We start from the raw sequence: 19,015 nt of genomic DNA, 5'->3' as shown, positions 1-19,015 counted from the left end.
TCCTTAGCTTAAGCCGCATCGCGTCTGGCTTCGTTGCGGTAAGCCTCTACCGCCGCGATCAGGGCCTGGAGAATCGCCGCGCTGTCGCCTATCACCGACAGGTCCGCCCGCTTGATCATGTCGCAGCCCGGGTCGAGGTTGACCGCCACCACCTTGTCGCAGGCACCGATGCCCTGCAGGTGCTGGATCGCCCCGGAAATCCCTACCGCCACGTAGACCCGCGCCGTGACCCAGGTGCCGCTGGCGCCGACCTGACGGTCCCGAGACATGAAACCATCGTCCACCGCCACCCGCGAGGCGCCCTCGGTGGCCCCCAGCGCGGCCGCCGTGCGGTGGAACAGGTCCCAGTCCTTGACCCCGTTGCCCCCGGAAAAGATGAATTCGGCTTCGGCCATCGGAATCGCACCGGGGTCCACCGCCACCGCCCCCATGTCCTCGATGCGCGAAAGGCTGCGGGCCACGCTTGTGGATAACTCCACCGGCAAGGCTTCGTGACGGGTTTCGCTGACCGGTTCGGCGCACTCGGCGGCCGCCAGGATCAACCGCGCCAAAGGGCGGGCCAGGTCTTGCAGGCCGGCGCCGGCACGGCCGATGCACTCCTCGCCCTTGACCTGCCAGACCCGTGTGGCCGGGCGTTCACCCAGGGCCGCGGCAAAACGCCGGCCCAATTCACCGCCACCGCTGCGGCTGTCGGGCAATAGCCAATGACGTGGGTTGAACTGGTTATCCACAGCCCGCAGGCCCTGGACTCGCTGTTCTGGTGCATAACCGCTGAACGCTTCGCCTTCGAGCACCAGCAAGCGGTCGACACCGGCCGTGGCGAAGGCGTTTTCCTTGTGTTCGCCAAACACCACCGCCAATACCGCGCCTTGCGCCCCCGCCAACTGATGGGCCAGCCCCAGCAGATCGCGGTCGTGGCTGCTGAGGCGGCCACCCACCATGTCTGGAACCACACAGATGTAGAACGCCGGTTGCGGCACCTGATGCAGCGGCAGTTGCACTTCGGTGCTGGCGGTGCGACGGGTCGTGCCGCCCTGCTGGGCACCGCTGCGGTCGATGCGCTTGATGCCGTTGGGGCCGATGAAACCCACACCGTGGACGTTCTTGCGAATGATGCCGTTGGGCCCCATCCAGCTGTGTTGCACCGGTTGCATGGCCGCGTGCAGCGGATGCAGGCGGTTACGGGCGATCCGCTCGGCGCGAGGGTCGCGACGGATGATGTCGCTCATTAATGCACCTCCGCAGGTTCACGTTTGGCCGAGGCCACGGGCTTGCCGGGCGCTGCGTCTTCCAGCAGGGCGTCAGCCACCAGTTCGGCGATGTCCTTGATCATCGGGCGGGGTTCGACCACGCCTTCGAGCATCGCGGTGCACTGTGGGCAACCCACGGCCACCAGCTCGGCGCCGGTTTCTCGGATGTCTTCCATGCGCATGTCGGGGATACGTTGCTTGCCCGGGATGTCAGTGATCGGCGCACCGCCGCCACCGCCGCAGCAGCGGGAGCGGAACCCGGAACGCTGCATCTCCTTGACCTCGATCCCCAGCGCACGCAGCACCTGGCGCGGCGCTTCGTACTCACCGTTGTAGCGGCCCAGGTAGCAAGGGTCGTGATAGGTCACGCTGTCGCCCTTGTGCTGGCCGAGATTCAGGGCACCGGCGTCGATGATTTCCGCCAGGTAGGTGCTGTGGTGCTGCACCAGGTAGTTGCCATCGAAGGCGCCGTATTCGTTTTTCAGCACATGGAAGCTATGGGGGTCGCAGGTGACGATGCGATTGAAGCGATACTTGGCCAGGGTCTGGATGTTGCGCTTGGCCAGCAACTGGAACGTCGCTTCATCCCCCAGGCGCCGGGCCACATCGCCGCTGTCGCGTTCTTCGAGGCCAAGCACGGCGAAGTCGATCTTCGCCGCCTTGAGCACCTTGACGAAGGCCCGCAGGGTGCGCTGGTTGCGCATGTCGAAGGCTCCGTCGCCGACCCAGAACAACACGTCGGTGGATTTTTTCTCGCTGAGCAGATTGAGGTTCAGGTCCGCAGCCCAGTTCATCCGTCCGCCCGGGGCGAAGCCGCCAGGGTTGTCGGTGGCGATGAGGTTTTCCAGCACCTCGGCGCCCTTGTTCGGGGTGGCGCCTTTTTCCAGGGTCAGGTGACGGCGCATGTCGACGATGGCATCGACGTGCTCGATCATCATCGGGCACTCCTCGACACAGGCCCGGCAGGTGGTGCAGGACCACAGCGTTTCGGCGTCCACCAGGCCATTGACGATCGGCTGATGCGGATTGCCGCCATGTTCGCCCACCGGCTTGCCCGGGTAAGGGCTGCCGGCGAACTTCGCGTCGGTACCACCGGCGAGGCCGACCACCATGTCCTGGATGAGCTTTTTCGGGTTCAGCGGCTGGCCGGCGGCAAAGGCCGGGCACGCGGCTTCGCATTTGCCGCACTGGACGCAAGCGTCGAAGCCGAGCAACTGGTTCCAGGTGAAATCCTTGGGTTTTTCCACGCCCAGGGGCGCCGCCGGGTCGTTGAGGTCCAACGGTTTCAGGCCGGTGGAACGACCACCGCCAAAGCGTTCGGCGCGACGGTGCCAGGCCAGGTGCAGGGCACCGGCAAAGGCATGCTTCATCGGCCCGCCCCAGGTCATGCCGAAGAACAGCTCCGAAACGCCCCACAGCACGCCAACGCCCAGGATCGCCGCCAGCAGCCAGCCGCCGAAGCCTTCCGGAAGAATGCCCGCCACCGGCAGGGTCACCAGGAAGAACGACGCCGAGAAGGCCAGCAGGCTTTTCGGCAGGCGCATCCACGGCCCTTTGGACAGGCGGGCTGGCGGGTTGCGCCGACGCAGGTAGACAAAGATCGCGCCGACGAACATCACCGCCGACATCAACAGCAAGGCATAGCCGAGGAAGCGGTTATGCAGGCCGAAACCGTGCACCAGGATAGCCAGCACGATGGACGCTACCGCACCACCGGCCGTGGCGACGTGGGTGTTGGCGATGTACTTGTCCCGCGCCACCACATGGTGCAAGTCCACCATGTAGCGCTTGGGCATGGCGAAAAGGCCGCCGACCAGATCGACCTTGGACGGTCGGCCCCGGCGCCACATGTTCACCCGCCGCAAGGCGCCGAGGACCGCAAGGCCCAGGGCAGCGAACAGCAGGATGGGAAGAAGGGTGTTCAGCATGGTGAAGCTCCCAAAGACCTCAGGTCTTGCAGGCACAGAAACCTGGATGTCTTGCTCGACCCCTGTGGGAGCGAGCTTGCTCGCGATGACGGACTCGAATTCGACATGAGTGTCGATTGATCCACCGCTATCGCGAGCAAGCTCGCTCCCACCGGGTTATCCACAAGCCGTTAGAAATCCTTGCACAACCGCAGGGCGTCGTAGATGGCGGCGTGGGTGTTACGCTGCGCCACGCAGTCGCCGATGCGGAACAGCAGGTAGCCATCGCCGCTCTGTTCCAGGCACGGTTGGGGCTTGATCGCGAACAGGGCCTCGACATCGATCTGGCCTTTGTTGCGCGAACCTTCCTTGAGCGCGTAGTAGATTTCTTCGTCCGGCCGCACGCCGTTCTCCACCACCACCTGGTCCACGACGCGTTCTTCCTTGGCGCCGGTGTACTCGTTCTCCAGCACCGCCACCAGCTTGTCGCCTTCGCGGTAGACCTTCTCCAGCATCATGTCCCCGGTCATGATCACTTCCTTGGGGTACATGCTGCGGTAGTAAGTGGGGAACGAGGTCCCGCCGATGGCAACGCCCGGCTTGATATCGTCGGTGACGATCTCCACCTGGCTGCCCTTGTCGGCGAGGAAGTCGGCCACCGACATACCGGTGAATTCACAAATGGTGTCGTAGACCAGCACATTCTTGCCCGGGGCGACCTTGCCATCGAGCACGTCCCAACTGCTGACCACCAGCCCTTCGGCGGCGCCCCAGTGCTCGTTCTGCTCCAGGTTCGGATGCCCGCCCACGGCCAGTACCACCACGTCTGGACGCAGGTCCATGATGGTCGCCGCGTCGGCCGCCACGCCCAGGCGCAGGTCGACTTTCAAGCGAGCCAGCTCCAGCTGGAACCAGCGGGTGATGCCGGCGATCTGGTCCCGTTGCGGGGCTTTGGCGGCCGTGGTGATCTGGCCGCCAATGAACTCCTTCTTCTCGAACAGGGTCACGTCGTGGCCGCGTTCGGCTGCCACGCGAGCCGCTTCCATACCCGCCGGGCCGGCGCCAACCACCACCACCTTGCGCTTGGGCCCGGTGGATTTCTCGATGATGTGCGGCACGCCCATGTACTCGCGGGACGTCGCGGCGTTCTGGATGCACAGCACATCCAGGCCCTGGTACTGGCGGTCGATGCAGTAGTTGGCCCCGACGCACTGCTTGATCTGGTCGACCTGGCCCATCTTGATCTTGGCGATCAGGTGCGGGTCGGCGATGTGGGCGCGGGTCATGCCGACCATGTCGACGTAACCGCCCTCCAGGATCCGCGTGGCCTGGTTCGGGTCCTTGATGTTCTGCGCGTGCAGCACCGGGACCTTGACCACTTCCTTGATACCGGCGGCCAGGTGCAGGAACGGCTCCGGTGGATAACTCATGTTCGGAATGACGTTGGCCAGGGTGTTGTGGGTATCGCAACCCGACCCCACCACGCCGATGAAGTCCAGCATGCCCGTGTCGTCGTAGTACTTGGCGATCTGCTTCATGTCCTCGTGGGACAGGCCGTCCGGGTGGAACTCGTCACCACAGATGCGCATGCCCACGCAGAAATCGTCGCCCACTTCGGCGCGCACGGCCTTGAGCACTTCCAGGCCGAACTTCATGCGGCCTTCGAAGCTGCCGCCCCATTCGTCGGTACGCTTGTTGACCCGCGGGCTCCAGAACTGGTCGATCATGTGCTGGTGCACGGCGGACAGCTCCACGCCATCCAGGCCGCCGGCCTTGGCACGGCGCGCCGCCTGGGCGTAGTTGCCGATCACCCGCCAGATTTCTTCCGGCTCGATGGTCTTGCAGGTGGCACGGTGCACCGGCTCACGCACGCCGGACGGCGACATCAGGGTCGGCCAGTTGAAGCCGTCCCAACGCGAGCGACGCCCCATGTGGGTAATCTGGATCATGATCTTGGCGCCATGCTTGTGCATGGCGTCGGCCAGGTTCTGGAAATGCGGGATGATGCGGTCGGTGGACAGGTTCACCGAACTCCACCATTCCTGGGGGCTGTCGATGGCGACCACGGACGATCCACCGCAGATCGCCAGGCCGATGCCACCCTTGGCCTTCTCTTCGTAGTACTTCACGTACCGATCGGTGGTCATGCCGCCGTCCGTGGCATAGACCTCGGCGTGGGCGGTGCTGAGCACGCGGTTGCGGATGGTCAGCTTGCCGATCTGGATCGGCTGGAACATTGCTTCAAAAGCCATGGCGCAATCCTCGACTTACAACGGCTTGACGATGAACAGGCCGTCGTCGTGGCCTTCTTCGGAACCGCCATAGACCTGCTCGGCCACGGTGCGGATCGAACTGCCGCGGGCGGCGAGGATCTGGTCCATGGCACCGGCGAACCAGCCGGTGAACATGTAGTCGACCTTGCGCCCCACCTTGCCGTACACATAGACGAATGCCGAGTGTTCGAGCTTGACGCTGGCGGTGCCTTTATCCAGGTCGATGTCCTGGATCTTGAACAGGCCCCAGCCACGCTGCGACAGACGCTTCATGTAGTGCTCGAACACCGCGACGCCTTCCAGGCCGTGGCATTCGGCTTCTTTCTCGCACCAGTGCCAGGCGGACTTGTAGCCGGCCTTGTAGAGGATTTCGGCGTAGGCGTCGGCGCCCAGCACTTCCTCGATGCCCATGTGGTTGTTGACGAAGAAGTGACGCGGCACATAGAGCATCGGCAGGGCGTCGGAGGTCCAGACACCGGTTTCGCTGTCGACTTCGATAGGCAGTTGAGGGGCGATTTTGGCCATTGAAACTTGACTCCGGAAATTCGTGATGTTGCCCGCGGCGCGGATGGCCGCAGGTAAAGGATTCGGTGCAGCAGCGGCGTTTATTCGCCCCAGACGTCTTTCAAAACGTTCACCCAGTTCTCACCCATGATCTTGCGCACTACTCGCTCGGAGTGACCGCGCTTGAGCAGTGTCTCGGTAAGGTTCGGGAACTCGCCCACGGTGCGGATGCCCAGCGGGTTGATGATCTTGCCGAAGTTGGTCAGGCGACGGGCGTAGCCCTTGTCGTGGGTCAGCATTTCGAAGAAATCCTGGCCATGGCCCTGAGTGAAATCGGTGCCGATGCCGATGGCGTCTTCGCCGACGATGTTCATGGTGTATTCGATGGCCTCGGCGTAGTCATCGATGGTCGAATCGATGCCCTTGGCCAGGAACGGTGCGAACATGGTCACGCCGACGAAGCCGCCGTGGTCGGCGATGAACTTCAGCTCTTCATCGGACTTGTTGCGCGGGTGTTCTTTCAGGCCGGACGGCAGGCAGTGGGAATAGCAGACCGGTTTCTTCGACTCGAGGATGACTTCTTCGGAGGTCTTGGACCCCACGTGGGACAGGTCGCACATGATGCCGGCCCGATTCATCTCGGCAACCACTTCACGACCGAACCCCGACAGGCCGCCGTCGCGCTCGTAGCAGCCGGTCCCCACCAGGTTCTGGGTGTTGTAGCACATCTGCACCACGCCGACGCCCAGTTGCTTGAAGATCTCGATGTAGCCGAGCTGGTCTTCGAAGGCATGGGCGTTCTGGAAACCGAAGATGATGCCGGTCTTGCCCTGCTCCTTGGCACGCTTGATATCGGCGGTGGTCTTCACCGGGATCACCAGGTCGCTGTTCTCGCGGATCAGCTTCTGGCTCGCGACGATATTGTTGATGGTGGCCTGGAAACCTTCCCACACCGACACGGTGCAGTTGGCCGCGGTCAGGCCGCCCTTGCGCATGTCTTCGAACAGTTCGCGGTTCCATTTGGCAATGATCAGCCCGTCGATAACGATGCTGTCGGCGTGCAATTCGGCTGGGCTCATCAGGCAGTCCCCTTTTGTCGGATTTCATGCGCCGAAACGTGTGCCGGCGCTTTGGGGCCAGCATATGCCTGAGGGCCGTGGCGACCCGGTGCAAAAACGACAGGGGAATTGCCGAAAGCGTCAATCCACGACAAAGGGCTGCGACGGGCCTGCCCTGCCCGTCTGTTCTTTGCCCGGCGCTTGCGCCAGAATCCGCCGCATCACTGGCTTCCACTGGACTCGAGCGGCAACGCAATGAAATCACTCTTCCTGGCTTTGGCATTGATCAGCACCGTGGCACACGCCACCGAAGACACCGAACAGAACCCCTGCGACGCCGTCGAAAACGACGTCCAGACCCTGGCCTGCTCGGCCTACGGCAAGGCCGCCGCCGAGCAACTGCTCAACGACAACCTGCAAAGCCTCCTTGAGCGCCTGCAGACCCGCTACGCCAGCGACAAGGCCCAGCTCAACGACATCACCGGCAAGATCAAGGCAGCCCAACAGTTGTGGCAGAAACAGCGGGATGCCGACTGCGCCATCGCCGCCTTCCCGGCCAAACCCGGCAGCGAAGCCTACAAGATCGCCGAAAACGACTGCATGGCTCAGGTGAGCGACGACCGATCGGAATTCCTGGAGTCGATTGGGCAGGATTGAAGGCCAGGGAACGCCTGTTCCCGTTGCCTGGCCCCTGACCAGCTGGAACTGGGACCTCCTCTGCGTCGCAGGCTCTATCCGTCAACGCCGTCTACACTGGCTGAACAACCCGTCCGATCCAGGCTGTACAGACGAGTCCAACACGATAATCAAGGGATTTTCGTATGCACTCTCTTACTGCCTTGCCCGTCTACGGGTTCGCCATTTTCATCGCCATCGTATTGAGCATCGAGGCCGGTCGCCGGATCGGCAACCGTCACCTGGCCCTGGATCCCGAAGGGGCACGACAGGGCGTCGGGGCCATCGAAGGCGCGGTGTTCGGCCTGTTGGCATTGTTGATCGCCTTCACCTTCTCCGGCGCCGCCACGCGCCTGGATCAGCGTCGCGCGCTGATCGTCGCCGAAACCAACGCCATGGGTACCGCCTGGCTGCGCCTGGACCTGTTGCCGGCCAGCGAGCAACCGGGCCTGCGCCAGGCATTCCGGGACTATGTCGACGCCCGGATCGAGTACTACCAGGACTTGCGCGAGGACCAGATCGACGAGTCCGCCCATGCCCGGGCCAGTGCCTTGCAACAGGCCATCTGGAAAAGCACCGTTGCCGCCCTGCAAAAGATGCCCACCCCGACGCTGGGAACCAGCGCGCTGCAAGCGCAGAACGAAATGATCGACATCACCACGACCCGCGCCGTGGCCCACGAAACCCACCCGCCGCTGGTCATCTATCTCATGTTGCTGACCATGGCCCTGATCAGTGCCTTGCTGATCGGCTACGGCATGGCCGGTACGGCCCATCGCAAATGGCTGCACAGCCTGGGTTATGCGGCGGTCATGGTGTGCGTGCTGTATGTGATCCTGGACTTCGAATACCCCCGCTTCGGCATTATCCGGGTCGATTACTTCGACAAGATCATGCTGGACCTGCGAAAAAGCATGGACTGACCGGCAAAAATCGTAGCGGCGTCCGGCCCCGGGATCGATACACTGGAACACCCGACCTCCAGACCCAAGGGCATACATGATTATCTGCGGCATAGAAATCAAAGGCAGCGAAGCGATTGTCGCCGTTGCCTCGCTGGACCAGAACGGGTTGAGCCATGTCGAGCTCAAGACCCGGAAAATCAGCCTGGACGACGATGACGAAGCCGCCAACGTCAAGGCTTTCGCCGCCCAGGTACGGGCCTTCGTGACCGAGAACGGCATAGAACGCATCGCCATCAAGAAACGCAGCAAGAAAGGCGAATTCGCCGGCGGCCCCACCACATTCAAGATCGAAGGGGTGTTCCAGTTGCTGGAAGGCTGTGAAACGACGCTGCTGTCCCCGCAGACCATCAATGCGCAGAACAAGAAGCACGACTTTGCCCTGCCTGCCACGCTGAACAAATACCAGCATGAAGCCTACAAGGCGGCCTGTGCGGCGTTGATGAAACAATAATGCCTCAGGCAGCAGATCGCCTGTGAGAGCGAGCCGGCTCGCTCCTGCAAGGGCATGTCTGCGCCATCAGACCACCTTGCGCCGATCTTCCCGCGGACAGCGCTCGAACCGAGCTCGATAACTGCGAGTGAAATAAGACGGCGATTCGAACCCGCAGGCGATGCTCACCTCCAGCACGCTCAGGTCGGTCTGGCGCAATAGCTGGCGGGCCTTTTCCAGGCGCAGGCGCAGGTAGAAATTGCTCGGCGTATCGTTCAGGTGCAGGCGGAACAGGCGCTCGAGCTGGCGGCGCGTGACGTTGATGGACTCGGCCAGCGCCAGGGTGCTCAGGGGCGGTTCGCTGTGGGCCTCCATCTCTCCGATGACGTGCACCAGCTTCTTGTTGCGAATGCCGTAGCGACTGGCGATCTCCATGCGCTGGTGATCCTTGCGCGGACGGATGCGCCCGAGCACGAATTGCTCGCTGACCTGGATGGCCAGGTCAGCACCATGGGCCTGGCCGATCAGGTCGAGCATGAGGTCGATGGAGGCAGTGCCACCGGCACAGGTGATGCGCCGACGGTCGATTTCGAACAGCTCCTGGGTCACGTCCAACTGCGGATAGGACTCCTTGAATGCCTCGATCGCCTCCCAATGCAGGGTTGCCCGGTACCCTTGCAGCAACCCCGCTTCGGCCAGCACCACGCTGCCGGTGTCGATTCCGCCCAGGGTCACGCCCTCCTTGTCCAGCCGGTGCAGCCAGCGCTCCAGGGCCTTGGTGGCAAACTTCAGCGGCTCGAACCCCGCCACTACCCACAGGGTCGCGCCCTTTTTCAGCGGCTCCAATGCCGCATCGGCGTTGACCGACATGCCGTTGCTCGCCAGCACCGCACCGCCGTCGGCACTCAGGACGTGCCAGCGGTACAGCTCGCCGCGAAAACGGTTGGCGACCCGCAACGGCTCGATGGCCGAAATGAAACCGATGGCCGAAAAACCCGGCATCAGCAAGAAGTAGAAATCCTGGGACATGACGCGCACTCGGTTGGCGGGTAGCGTGCGAACCTTGATACGCCAGTTGCAAGGGGCATTCAAGAGTCGCTGTAGTGCAAGAGCGCGTCGCCGCAGTGCGTTTTGCCGAAGGCGCGGCTACGTACCTTGGCATCACCGGTACGCAGATGCCGGGCCCCATAACAATAAGCTGCCGAGGAACCCACCATGAAACGACTGATCAGCACCTGCGTCCTTGCACTGAGCGCTACCACTTTCCTGAGCACCGCGACCCTGGCGGCCGAACCCGCCGCGTGCCAGAACGTGCGCCTGGGCGTGGTCAACTGGACCGACGTCATCGCCACCAGCGCCCTGACCCAGGTGATGCTCGACGGCCTCGGCTACAACACCAAGCAGACCAGCGCCTCCCAGCAGATCATCTTCGCCGGCATCCGTGACCAGCGCCTGGACATGTTCCTGGGCTACTGGAACCCCCTCATGACCCAGACCATTACCCCCTTCGTCGAGGCCAGGCAGGTCAAGGTGCTGGAGCAGCCCAGCCTCAAGGACGCCCGCGCCACCCTGGCCGTGCCGACCTACCTGGCCGACAAGGGCCTGAAGACCTTCGCCGACATCGCTAGATTCGAAAAAGAGTTGGGCGGCAAGATCTACGGCATCGAGCCCGGCTCCGGCGCCAATACCCAGATCAAGGCGATGATCGCCAAGAACCAGTTCGGGCTGGGCAAGTTCCAGCTGGTGGAGTCCAGCGAGGCCGGTATGCTCGCCGCCGTGGACCGCGCCGTGCGGCGCAAGGAGGCCGTGGTGTTCTTCGGCTGGGCGCCGCACCCGATGAACGTCAACGTGCAGATGACCTACCTCACCGGCAGCGAGGACGCCCTCGGCCCGAATGAAGGCATGGCCACCGTGTGGACCGTGACCGCGCCGAACTATGCCCAGCAATGTCCGAACGTCAGCCGCCTGCTGAGCAACCTGACGTTCAGCGCCGAAGACGAGAGCCGGATGATGCAGCCGCTGCTCGATCACAAGGATCCGCTGGAGTCGGCCCGGCAATGGCTCAAGGACCATCCACAGGACAAGCAACGCTGGCTGGAAGGTGTGACCACCTTCGACGGAAAGCCGGCCGCCGAAAACCTGAAACTCACCAGCAACTGACCGATCGCTTCCCATCTGCGCGGCTGCCAATGGCTGCGCAGTGACTCAACACGCCTGAAGGAAACCGCACCATGAACCATGACGTCATCATCACCTGCGCACTCACCGGTGCTGGCGACACGACCGCCAAGAGTCCCCACGTACCGGTCACCCCGAAACAGATCGCCGAGGCGGCTGTCGAGGCTGCCAAAGCCGGGGCCACGGTGGTGCACTGCCACGTCCGCGATCCACAGACCGGCAAGTTCAGCCGTGACGTGGCGCTGTATCGCGAGGTGATGGAGCGCATCCGCGAGGCGGACGTGGACATCATCGTCAACCTCACCGCCGGCATGGGCGGTGACCTGGAGATCGGTGCCGGCGAACGGCCGATGGAGTTCGGCCCCAATACCGACCTGGTGGGCCCGTTGACTCGCCTGGCCCACGTCGAGGAACTGCTGCCGGAAATCTGCACCCTGGATTGCGGCACCCTGAACTTCGGCGACGGCGACACCATTTACGTCTCCACCCCGGCGCAACTGCGGGCCGGGGCCAAGCGCATCACCGAACTGGGGGTCAAGGCCGAGCTGGAGATCTTCGACACCGGTCACCTGTGGTTCGCCAAGCAACTGATCAAGGAAGGCCTGCTGGACAACCCGCTGTTCCAGCTCTGCCTCGGTATCCCATGGGGTGCGCCGGCCGACACCACCACCATGAAAGCCATGGTCGACAACCTGCCGGCGGACGCGGTGTGGGCCGGCTTCGGCATCGGTCGCATGCAGATGCCGATGGCCGCCCAGGCGGTGCTGCTGGGGGGCAACGTACGGGTCGGGCTGGAAGACAATCTGTGGCTGGACAAAGGCGTGCTCGCCACCAATGGCCAACTGGTGGAACGCGCCAGCGAGATCCTCAGCCGCCTCGGCGCCCGGGTGCTCACGCCGGCGGAGGGCCGCAAGAAAATGGGTCTGGTCCAGCGCGGCTAAACCGAACATGCACAGTGGATCTGCAGTGACTGCAGACATCAAGACCACCCAAGATCACGTGTGTGAGCGAGCCTGCTCGCGATAGCGTCGGCGCATCCAGTGCATTTGCTGCGCCTGGAACACCGTCATCGCGAGCAAGCTCGCTCCCACAGGGAATCGGCGAATCACTTCAGGAAAACCACCATGAGCTTTATCACCAACATCAAGACCTTCGCCGCCCTGGGCAGCGGCGTGATCGGCAGCGGCTGGGTCAGCCGCGCCCTGGCCCATGGCCTGGACGTCGTGGCCTGGGATCCGGCGCCGGGCGCCGAGGCGGCCCTGCGCAAGCGCGTCGCGAATGCCTGGGGAGCGCTGGAAAAACAGGGCCTGGCACCCGGAGCCTCGCAGGATCGGCTGCGCTTTGTCGCGACCATCGAGGAATGCGTGCGCGACGCCGATTTCATCCAGGAAAGCGCCCCCGAGCGCCTGGAACTGAAGCTCGAACTGCACGGCCAGATCAGCGCCGCCGCCAAGCCGAATGCATTGATCGGTTCCAGCACTTCGGGGCTGTTGCCCAGCGAGTTCTACGAAGGTGCGACCCACCCGGAACGCTGCGTGGTCGGACACCCGTTCAACCCGGTCTACCTGTTGCCCCTGGTGGAGGTGGTGGGTGGCAAGGATACCGCTCCCGAGGCCGTCCAGGCCGCGATGCGCGTGTACGAATCCCTTGGCATGCGGCCGCTGCATGTCCGCAAGGAAGTACCTGGGTTCATCGCCGACCGCCTGCTCGAAGCGCTGTGGCGCGAGGCGCTGCACCTGGTCAACGACGGCGTGGCGACCACGGGCGAGATCGATGACGCGATCCGCTTTGGCGCCGGTTTGCGCTGGTCGTTCATGGGTACGTTCCTGACGTATACCCTGGCCGGCGGCGATGCCGGGATGCGCCACTTCATGGCCCAGTTCGGCCCGGCGCTGCAACTGCCCTGGACCTACCTGCCGGCCCCGGAACTCACCGACAAACTGATCGACGACGTGGTGGACGGGACGAGCGAGCAACTGGGCAACCACAGCATCCCGGCCCTGGAGCGCTATCGTGACGATTGCCTCCTGGCCGTACTGGAGGCGGTGAAGACCACCAAGGCCAAGCACGGCATGGCTTTCGAAGAGTAAACCCTGGTTTCAGGGCCAGCAGGTCTAGGTCTGGCCCCATCGCGAGCAAGCTCGCTCCCACAGGTCTGGCGGTGTGAACACGATTGCTTTCACCCAGCAGATCCCCTGAGGGAGCGAGCCTGCTCGCCATAGCGCCAGCCCAGTCACCCCAATTGTCGGACCTGAACCATGCCCACCCTCACCACTTACCAAACCCATATCCGTCCCGAGTGGGTCGATTACAACGGCCATCTGCGCGATGCCTATTACCTGTTGATTTTCAGCTACGCCACCGACGCGCTGATGGACCTGCTCGGCATGGACAGCCAGAACCGCGATACCAGCGGCCATTCGCTGTTCACCCTCGAACTGCACCTCAATTACCTGCACGAAGTGAAGGTGGATGTCGACGTGGAGGTGCGTACGCAGATCATCGGTCACGACGCCAAGCGTTTGCACCTCTATCACAGCCTGCATCTGGCCGGCGGGGACAAAGCGTTGGCGGGCAATGAGCAAATGCTGCTGCACGTCGACCTGGCCGGCCCGCATTCGGCCCCGTTCACAGAACCGACCCTGGCCAGGCTCAAGGCCTTGCTGGACGAGCAGTCCGAGCTGCCGCTCCCGGCCTACATCGGCCGAGTCATCGCCTTGCCACCCGCCCGCTAAGCCCCGATCCGGAGAACGTCATGAACACCGCCGCCACTGTTGCCGACTTCCGTCGTTACCCTCTGGTGTGTGCGCCGGTCACGGCGAGAGCCCTGGACGACCAGGTGCAGGTCACCTGGGCCGACGGTCGCATCAGCCCGTTCCATCACCAATGGCTGCGGGACAACTGTCCCTGCCCACGGTGCGTCTATACCGTCACCCGTGAACAGGTACTGGAAATCGTCGATGTGCCTGAAGACCTGGAGCCCGCCACCCTGCGCCTCGATGACCAGGGCTGCCTGTGCGTGGATTGGCAGGACGGCCACCAGAGCCGTTTCGACCCGGGCTGGCTGCGCGCCCACGCCTATGATGAGCAGTCGCGCAGCGAAAGGCGGGCGAACAGGCCGAAAAGCCGACTGTGGCGGCACGACCTGCAACTGCCGGTATTCGATTACCACGCGGTGATGAACGAGGCCGATGCCCTGTTGCAGTGGTTGCTGGCAGTGCGTGACGTCGGCCTGACCCAGGTCCGTGGCGTGCCCACCGAACCCGGTTCGCTGAAGGCGGTCGCCCAGCGCATCGCCTTCATTCGCGAAAGCAACTTCGGCGTGCTGTTCAACGTGCAGTCCAAGGCCGATGCCGACAGCAACGCCTACACCGCTTTCAACCTGCCGCTGCACAGCGACTTGCCGACCCGGGAATTGCAGCCCGGCCTGCAGTTCCTGCATTGCCTGGTCAATGACGCCAGCGGCGGCGAGAGCATCTTCGTCGACGGCTTCGCCATTGCCGAGGCCCTGCGCCAGGAAGACCCCGAGGCCTTCGATGCCCTGTGCCGGATTCCGGTGGAGTTTCGCAACAAGGACCGTCACAGCGACTACCGCTGCCTGGCCCCCATCATCGCGCTCGATAGCCAGGGGCAGGTTGCCGAGATCCGTATGGCGAACTTCCTGCGAGGGCCCTTCGACACCTCGGTCGAACAGATGCCCAGGCTCTACCGCGCCTACCGACGCTTCATCGCCCTGACCCGCGAACCCGCGTTTCGTCTCGTGCAGCGCCTGGAGCCCGGTCAGTTGTGGTGCTTCGACAACCGCCGCACCCTTCACGCCCGCAACGCCTTCGACCCGGCCACCGGGGCACGGCACTTCCAGGGCTGCTATGTGGATCGGGATGAATTGCTGTCGCGGATCCTGGTGCTGCAACGCTAGACCGTGTCTTCGTCCATCGCGAGCAGGCTCGCTCCCACGACGAGCCTGCGACCCGGTGCGGGGAAGCCTGCTGGTGATAACCGTCCATCAAGCTCGACACCCACGCCTGATTCACCGGGCAAAAAAATCCCCGATCAAGCCGTGACAGGATCGGGGCAGGTTGCGTTACTGGAGGAGCTTTCCCGCGAGGGTGACCAAACCATCGTGATCCAGCTTGAGGCCAGTGTGCCCAGTCGCGGATGACGTCAGTTAGCCGAAAACGACACGCTCATAGTCATTCGGGTCATCGCGACGATTTGCCCTTGCCGCCGCTTCGGGTGGCTACCAGAATCGAGGCAGACCCCAATCCCGGAACAAGGAAAAGCGTCATGATGCACGCCGATTTGATCGACCAGGAAGACTTGCTGGGCCATCTCAAGGCCCTGGGCCTGCAGATACCCAGCGGAGCCACCGCCGAACAGGCCTGCTTGTGCGCCGTGCGTGGCCTGGACAGGGCTCGCGCCAATGATCTGCGCCGGATGGTCAAGGACATGTACACCAGCAGCGCCACCATCCTGCCGGCGGTTCGCCAGGCCATCGACAAGCAACTTCTGCCAGCATTGATGGAATACCAGCAGAACCACAGCGCCTGAAAAAAACCAATCGCGAGCAGGCTCGCTTCCACAGGGTTCTGCTGTGGGAGCGAGCCTGCTCGCGATGAAGGCGCTGCGGTCTACAGCCTTACACTGGCAAACGTCGACTCATTGCGCGCCTGGCTGAGCGCCGACAGCGGGCCGGACAATGGCGACAGCACCATGGCCTGCGGCAGCGGTACCATGGCGACCTGTTGCGTGGTGTTGGAGCCTACGCGCTCGTCCCGTGGCGGAATACCGAAATATTCGCGGTAGCACTTGGAGAAGTGCGGCGTGGAGACGAAACCGCACACCGACGCCACTTCGATGATCGACATCGGCGTCTGCTTGAGCAGTTGCCGTGCACGAATCAGCCGCAGCTTGAGGTAATAGCGCGACGGCGAGCAGTGCAGGTATTTCTGGAACAACCGCTCCAGCTGACGCCGGGACACGGAGACATAGACCGCCAGCTCGTCCAGGTCGATCGGCTCTTCGAGATTGGCCTCCATCAGCGCGACGATTTCCTGCAACTTCGGCTGGTTGGTGCCGAGCATGTGCTTGAGCGGCACGCGTTGGTGATCCTGCTCGTTGCGAATGCGCTCGTAGACGAACATCTCGGAAATCGCCGCCGACAGTTCGCGACCATGATCGCGACTGATCAGGTGCAGCATCATGTCCAGCGGCGCGGTGCCGCCGGAACTGGTGAAGCGGTTGCGGTCGAGGGTGAACAGGCGGGTGCTCATCGACACCCGTGGAAAGGCTTCCTGCATCGCTGCCAGGCATTCCCAGTGCACGCTGCAATCGAAACCGTCCAGCAGGCCGGCGCAGGCCAAGGCCCAACTGCCGGTACAGACCGCGCCGAGGCGGCGGGACTGACGGGCCTGGCCTTGCAACCAGGACACATGCTCGCGGGTCACGGTGCGCTGGATCCCGATGCCGCCGCAGACAATCACGGTGTCCAGCGGCGGGGCTTTGTGCATGGAGGCGTCCGGGGTGATCTGCAGACCGTCACTGGCCCAGACCTGCCCGCCGTCGACGGTGAGAGTGGTCCAGCGATACAGCTCGCGGCCGGATAACTGGTTGGCCATGCGTAGCGGTTCCACCGCGGACGCCAGGGAAATCAGCGTGAAATTGTCCAGCAGCAAAAAGCCGATGGATTGAGGCGCACGGTTCTGGGGTTGGGCCCCGGAGTTGGACGACGTCATCGCGGTATCTCCTCACACAAAGCGGGTAATGGCCTCAGGCGCAGGCTCTTTTTATTGGTTGTGTTGCCGAGGTTTTCATAGCGAAAACCGGCTTTACAGCGATACAGCAATTGCCGTGCCTAAAACTGAACGTATGTTTAATAAAATCCTGAAAACGACATCGCAACCCGTCTACACAAGGCACGCGTCAAGGATGGTTTATCGGTGCCATCAGGGGCCGCTGACACCGCTCCCTGCGGGCTGTGAGCAGTTCGGTAGCACTTGTGGGAACTGGGCTGCACCGTTTGCACAAGCGGTGTCACCCCAAGCGCGGATGACGAACGGTGGGCACCGCCACGGCAGGGGTCGGCGCAACAGCCACTTATCTGTTTGCGACGCGCCAAAAGGTGGCGTGTTTCTGAGCGGGTGTGCACTTTATGAGCGGTTTCGGTTCTTTGTGGCGAAGGGATTTATCCCCGTAGGGCTGCGAAGCGGCCCTCGATTCATACACCTTGGTGTATCTGTAGAAACATAGAGGGCCGCTTCGCGGCCCAGCGGGGATAAATCCCCTCACCACAGGATTGTGAATACTGCGGGTCAGCACTCCACCGCACTGACCGCCAATCCGCCACGCGATGTCTCTTTATATTTGTCATGCATGTCGGCACCGGTATCGCGCATGGTACGAATCACCCGGTCGAGGGAGATGAAGTGCTGGCCGTCGCCGCGCAGGGCCATCTGCGCGGCATTGATGGCTTTCACCGCGGCAATTGCGTTGCGCTCGATGCACGGCACTTGCACCAGGCCGCCCACCGGGTCGCAGGTCAGGCCAAGGTTGTGCTCCAGGCCGATTTCCGCCGCGTTGCACAATTGCTCCGGTGTCGCCCCCAGGATCTCCGCCAGGCCCGCCGCCGCCATGGCGCAGGCGGAGCCCACTTCGCCCTGGCAACCGACTTCGGCACCGGAGATCGACGCATTCTTCTTGCACAGGATGCCCACCGCCGCCGCCCCGAGGAAATAATCCACCACGTTGGCGTCGGTGACGTCTTCGCTGAATCTCATGAAGTAATGCAGCACTGCCGGAATGATCCCCGCCGCGCCGTTGGTCGGCGCCGTGACCATGCGCCCGCCGGCGGCATTTTCCTCGTTGACCGCCAGGGCATACAGGTTGACCCACTCCATGGCGCTCAAGGTCGAGCCGATGACATTCGGCTTGTTCAGTTCCTGCAGGCTACGGTGCAACTTGGCCGCCCGCCGGCGCACATTCAAGCCGCCCGGCAGGATGCCTTCGTGCTTGAGCCCGTGCTCGACGCAATCCTGCATGGCTCGCCAGAGTTTCATCAGACCACTGCGAATGTCTTCTTCCGAGCGCCAGACCTTCTCGTTGGCCATCATCAATTCGGCCACCCGCAGGTTGTGGCGCCGGCACAGGTCCAGCAGCTCCTGGGCGCTGGAAAAATCGTAAGGCAGCTCGGTGGTGTCCAGGTCCACCACGCCGCTGGAAGCCTGGGCCTGGTCGACGACGAAGCCACCGCCTACCGAATAGTAGGTGTCGCGGTGCAGCTCACCGTTGTCACCCTCGGCCACCAGGGTCATGGCATTGGGGTGGAATGGCAGGTTTTCGTCCAGCAGGCGCATGTCCCGGGACCAGATAAAAGGCACGGGCAAACGACTGTCCAGCAACAGCGTCTCGGTTTCCCGCAGTTGTTCGATGCGCGGGCCGATCCGGGACGGATCGATTGCATCCGGCCACTCCCCCATCAGGCCCATGATCACCGCGTTGTCGCTGCCATGGCCAATGCCGGTGGCCGACAGTGAGCCAAACAACTGCACCTCGATTCGACGCACCTGTTCCAGCAGCGACCCGGCCCGCAGCGCCTCGACAAAGAGCGCCGCTGCGCGCATGGGTCCCACGGTGTGGGAACTGGACGGGCCGATACCGATTTTGAACAGGTCGAATACGCTGATTGCCATTGCCTAGAACCTCCAGAACGGGCACATCCGGGCGCAGGAGCGCCCGGTGACGGAGCTGCTACGCTCAACGCCGGGATGGTCGCATCA

At 63.3% G+C, this 19,015-nt stretch carries 17 protein-coding genes; 9 read left to right on the top strand and 8 right to left on the bottom strand.

The window, feature by feature from the left end; all coding sequences use genetic code 11:
• Positions 1-8: 8 nt before the first annotated feature.
• From etfA to BW992_RS09330, 5 genes are all read right to left on the bottom strand, one after another.
• A complete protein-coding gene (gene etfA / locus BW992_RS09350) occupies positions 9-1,229 on the bottom strand; it encodes an electron transfer flavoprotein subunit alpha (protein ID WP_072459113.1) in 1,221 nt (406 codons plus the stop codon).
• Positions 1,229-3,178 (bottom strand): dimethylglycine demethylation protein DgcB, encoded by a 1,950-nt coding sequence (gene dgcB / locus BW992_RS09345; RefSeq protein WP_072389945.1) that lies wholly within the window; start codon positions 3,176-3,178, stop codon positions 1,229-1,231. The genes etfA and dgcB overlap by 1 nt, the downstream gene beginning before the upstream one ends.
• 170 nt (positions 3,179-3,348) lie before the next feature.
• Positions 3,349-5,409 carry a dimethylglycine demethylation protein DgcA gene (gene dgcA / locus BW992_RS09340; protein ID WP_053156152.1) on the bottom strand — a complete coding sequence of 687 codons (2,061 nt, stop codon included), beginning with the start codon at positions 5,407-5,409 and terminating at the stop codon, positions 3,349-3,351.
• Positions 5,410-5,424: 15 nt separating this feature from the next.
• Positions 5,425-5,955 carry a DUF5943 domain-containing protein gene (locus tag BW992_RS09335; RefSeq protein WP_030139308.1) on the bottom strand — a complete coding sequence of 177 codons (531 nt, stop codon included), beginning with the start codon at positions 5,953-5,955 and terminating at the stop codon, positions 5,425-5,427.
• An 80-nt stretch (positions 5,956-6,035) separates the two neighbouring features.
• The gene (locus tag BW992_RS09330; protein WP_072389948.1) at positions 6,036-7,013 is read right to left on the bottom strand and encodes a dipeptidase; all 978 of its coding nucleotides are present in this window, start codon (positions 7,011-7,013) and stop codon (positions 6,036-6,038) included.
• 234 nt (positions 7,014-7,247) lie between these two features.
• Here BW992_RS09330 and BW992_RS09325 point away from each other — a divergent pair, with 234 nt between their 5' ends.
• The 3 genes from BW992_RS09325 (at position 7,248) to BW992_RS09315 (ending at position 9,083) form a co-directional block, all read left to right on the top strand.
• Positions 7,248-7,649: a lysozyme inhibitor LprI family protein gene (locus BW992_RS09325; RefSeq protein ID WP_072389951.1), complete on the top strand. Its 402-nt coding sequence runs from the start codon at positions 7,248-7,250 to the stop codon at positions 7,647-7,649.
• A 164-nt stretch (positions 7,650-7,813) separates the two neighbouring features.
• Complete coding sequence (locus BW992_RS09320; RefSeq protein ID WP_072389953.1) at positions 7,814-8,590, top strand: bestrophin-like domain; 777 nt, start codon at positions 7,814-7,816, stop codon at positions 8,588-8,590.
• Between the two features lie 76 nt (positions 8,591-8,666).
• On the top strand, positions 8,667-9,083 hold the full coding sequence (locus tag BW992_RS09315) for a DUF3010 family protein (protein WP_072389956.1): 417 nt from the start codon (positions 8,667-8,669) through the stop codon (positions 9,081-9,083).
• A 66-nt stretch (positions 9,084-9,149) separates the two neighbouring features.
• On the opposite strand, the gene BW992_RS09310 is transcribed toward BW992_RS09315, so the two are convergent.
• Complete coding sequence (locus BW992_RS09310) at positions 9,150-10,091, bottom strand: GlxA family transcriptional regulator (protein ID WP_072389959.1); 942 nt, start codon at positions 10,089-10,091, stop codon at positions 9,150-9,152.
• Positions 10,092-10,277: 186 nt separating this feature from the next.
• Here BW992_RS09310 and BW992_RS09305 point away from each other — a divergent pair, with 186 nt between their 5' ends.
• The 6 genes from BW992_RS09305 to BW992_RS09280 all read left to right on the top strand — a co-directional run bounded on the left by BW992_RS09305 (position 10,278) and on the right by BW992_RS09280 (position 15,791).
• Positions 10,278-11,222, top strand: a complete 945-nt coding sequence (locus BW992_RS09305) for a choline ABC transporter substrate-binding protein (RefSeq protein WP_072389963.1) — start codon at positions 10,278-10,280, stop codon at positions 11,220-11,222.
• Between the two features lie 71 nt (positions 11,223-11,293).
• On the top strand, positions 11,294-12,181 hold the full coding sequence (locus tag BW992_RS09300; protein WP_076406052.1) for a 3-keto-5-aminohexanoate cleavage protein: 888 nt from the start codon (positions 11,294-11,296) through the stop codon (positions 12,179-12,181).
• 183 nt (positions 12,182-12,364) lie between these two features.
• Positions 12,365-13,330, top strand: a complete 966-nt coding sequence (locus BW992_RS09295) for an L-carnitine dehydrogenase (RefSeq protein ID WP_072389969.1) — start codon at positions 12,365-12,367, stop codon at positions 13,328-13,330.
• A gap of 168 nt (positions 13,331-13,498) precedes the next feature.
• On the top strand, positions 13,499-13,975 hold the full coding sequence (locus BW992_RS09290; RefSeq protein ID WP_072389971.1) for a thioesterase family protein: 477 nt from the start codon (positions 13,499-13,501) through the stop codon (positions 13,973-13,975).
• Positions 13,976-13,995: 20 nt separating this feature from the next.
• On the top strand, positions 13,996-15,159 hold the full coding sequence (locus BW992_RS09285; protein WP_072389973.1) for a gamma-butyrobetaine dioxygenase: 1,164 nt from the start codon (positions 13,996-13,998) through the stop codon (positions 15,157-15,159).
• A gap of 368 nt (positions 15,160-15,527) precedes the next feature.
• On the top strand, positions 15,528-15,791 hold the full coding sequence (locus BW992_RS09280; RefSeq protein ID WP_072389975.1) for a hypothetical protein: 264 nt from the start codon (positions 15,528-15,530) through the stop codon (positions 15,789-15,791).
• Positions 15,792-15,871: 80 nt separating this feature from the next.
• On the opposite strand, the gene BW992_RS09275 is transcribed toward BW992_RS09280, so the two are convergent.
• The gene (locus BW992_RS09275) at positions 15,872-16,975 is read right to left on the bottom strand and encodes a GlxA family transcriptional regulator (protein WP_072389977.1); all 1,104 of its coding nucleotides are present in this window, start codon (positions 16,973-16,975) and stop codon (positions 15,872-15,874) included.
• 576 nt (positions 16,976-17,551) lie between these two features.
• Complete coding sequence (locus BW992_RS09270) at positions 17,552-18,928, bottom strand: L-serine ammonia-lyase (protein ID WP_072389980.1); 1,377 nt, start codon at positions 18,926-18,928, stop codon at positions 17,552-17,554.
• Positions 18,929-19,015: the final 87 nt, after the last annotated feature.

Origin of the sequence: Pseudomonas sp. 7SR1, assembly GCF_900156465.1 — a bacterium.
In the GTDB taxonomy this organism is placed as follows: Bacteria; Pseudomonadota; Gammaproteobacteria; order Pseudomonadales; family Pseudomonadaceae; genus Aquipseudomonas.
This window is presented reverse-complemented; position numbering and strand designations above follow the sequence as displayed.

What these genes read in the sequence shown, in the direction of transcription:
- etfA (WP_072459113.1), bottom strand. Translation starts at nt 1,229, where the DNA reads ATGAGCGACATCATCCGTCGCGACCCTCGCGCCGAGCGGATCGCCCGT.
- dgcB (WP_072389945.1), bottom strand. Translation starts at nt 3,178, where the DNA reads ATGCTGAACACCCTTCTTCCCATCCTGCTGTTCGCTGCCCTGGGCCTT.
- dgcA (WP_053156152.1), bottom strand. Translation starts at nt 5,409, where the DNA reads ATGGCTTTTGAAGCAATGTTCCAGCCGATCCAGATCGGCAAGCTGACC.
- BW992_RS09335 (WP_030139308.1), bottom strand. Translation starts at nt 5,955, where the DNA reads ATGGCCAAAATCGCCCCTCAACTGCCTATCGAAGTCGACAGCGAAACC.
- BW992_RS09330 (WP_072389948.1), bottom strand. Translation starts at nt 7,013, where the DNA reads ATGAGCCCAGCCGAATTGCACGCCGACAGCATCGTTATCGACGGGCTG.
- BW992_RS09325 (WP_072389951.1), top strand. Translation starts at nt 7,248, where the DNA reads ATGAAATCACTCTTCCTGGCTTTGGCATTGATCAGCACCGTGGCACAC.
- BW992_RS09320 (WP_072389953.1), top strand. Translation starts at nt 7,814, where the DNA reads ATGCACTCTCTTACTGCCTTGCCCGTCTACGGGTTCGCCATTTTCATC.
- BW992_RS09315 (WP_072389956.1), top strand. Translation starts at nt 8,667, where the DNA reads ATGATTATCTGCGGCATAGAAATCAAAGGCAGCGAAGCGATTGTCGCC.
- BW992_RS09310 (WP_072389959.1), bottom strand. Translation starts at nt 10,091, where the DNA reads ATGTCCCAGGATTTCTACTTCTTGCTGATGCCGGGTTTTTCGGCCATC.
- BW992_RS09305 (WP_072389963.1), top strand. Translation starts at nt 10,278, where the DNA reads ATGAAACGACTGATCAGCACCTGCGTCCTTGCACTGAGCGCTACCACT.
- BW992_RS09300 (WP_076406052.1), top strand. Translation starts at nt 11,294, where the DNA reads ATGAACCATGACGTCATCATCACCTGCGCACTCACCGGTGCTGGCGAC.
- BW992_RS09295 (WP_072389969.1), top strand. Translation starts at nt 12,365, where the DNA reads ATGAGCTTTATCACCAACATCAAGACCTTCGCCGCCCTGGGCAGCGGC.
- BW992_RS09290 (WP_072389971.1), top strand. Translation starts at nt 13,499, where the DNA reads ATGCCCACCCTCACCACTTACCAAACCCATATCCGTCCCGAGTGGGTC.
- BW992_RS09285 (WP_072389973.1), top strand. Translation starts at nt 13,996, where the DNA reads ATGAACACCGCCGCCACTGTTGCCGACTTCCGTCGTTACCCTCTGGTG.
- BW992_RS09280 (WP_072389975.1), top strand. Translation starts at nt 15,528, where the DNA reads ATGATGCACGCCGATTTGATCGACCAGGAAGACTTGCTGGGCCATCTC.
- BW992_RS09275 (WP_072389977.1), bottom strand. Translation starts at nt 16,975, where the DNA reads ATGACGTCGTCCAACTCCGGGGCCCAACCCCAGAACCGTGCGCCTCAA.
- BW992_RS09270 (WP_072389980.1), bottom strand. Translation starts at nt 18,928, where the DNA reads ATGGCAATCAGCGTATTCGACCTGTTCAAAATCGGTATCGGCCCGTCC.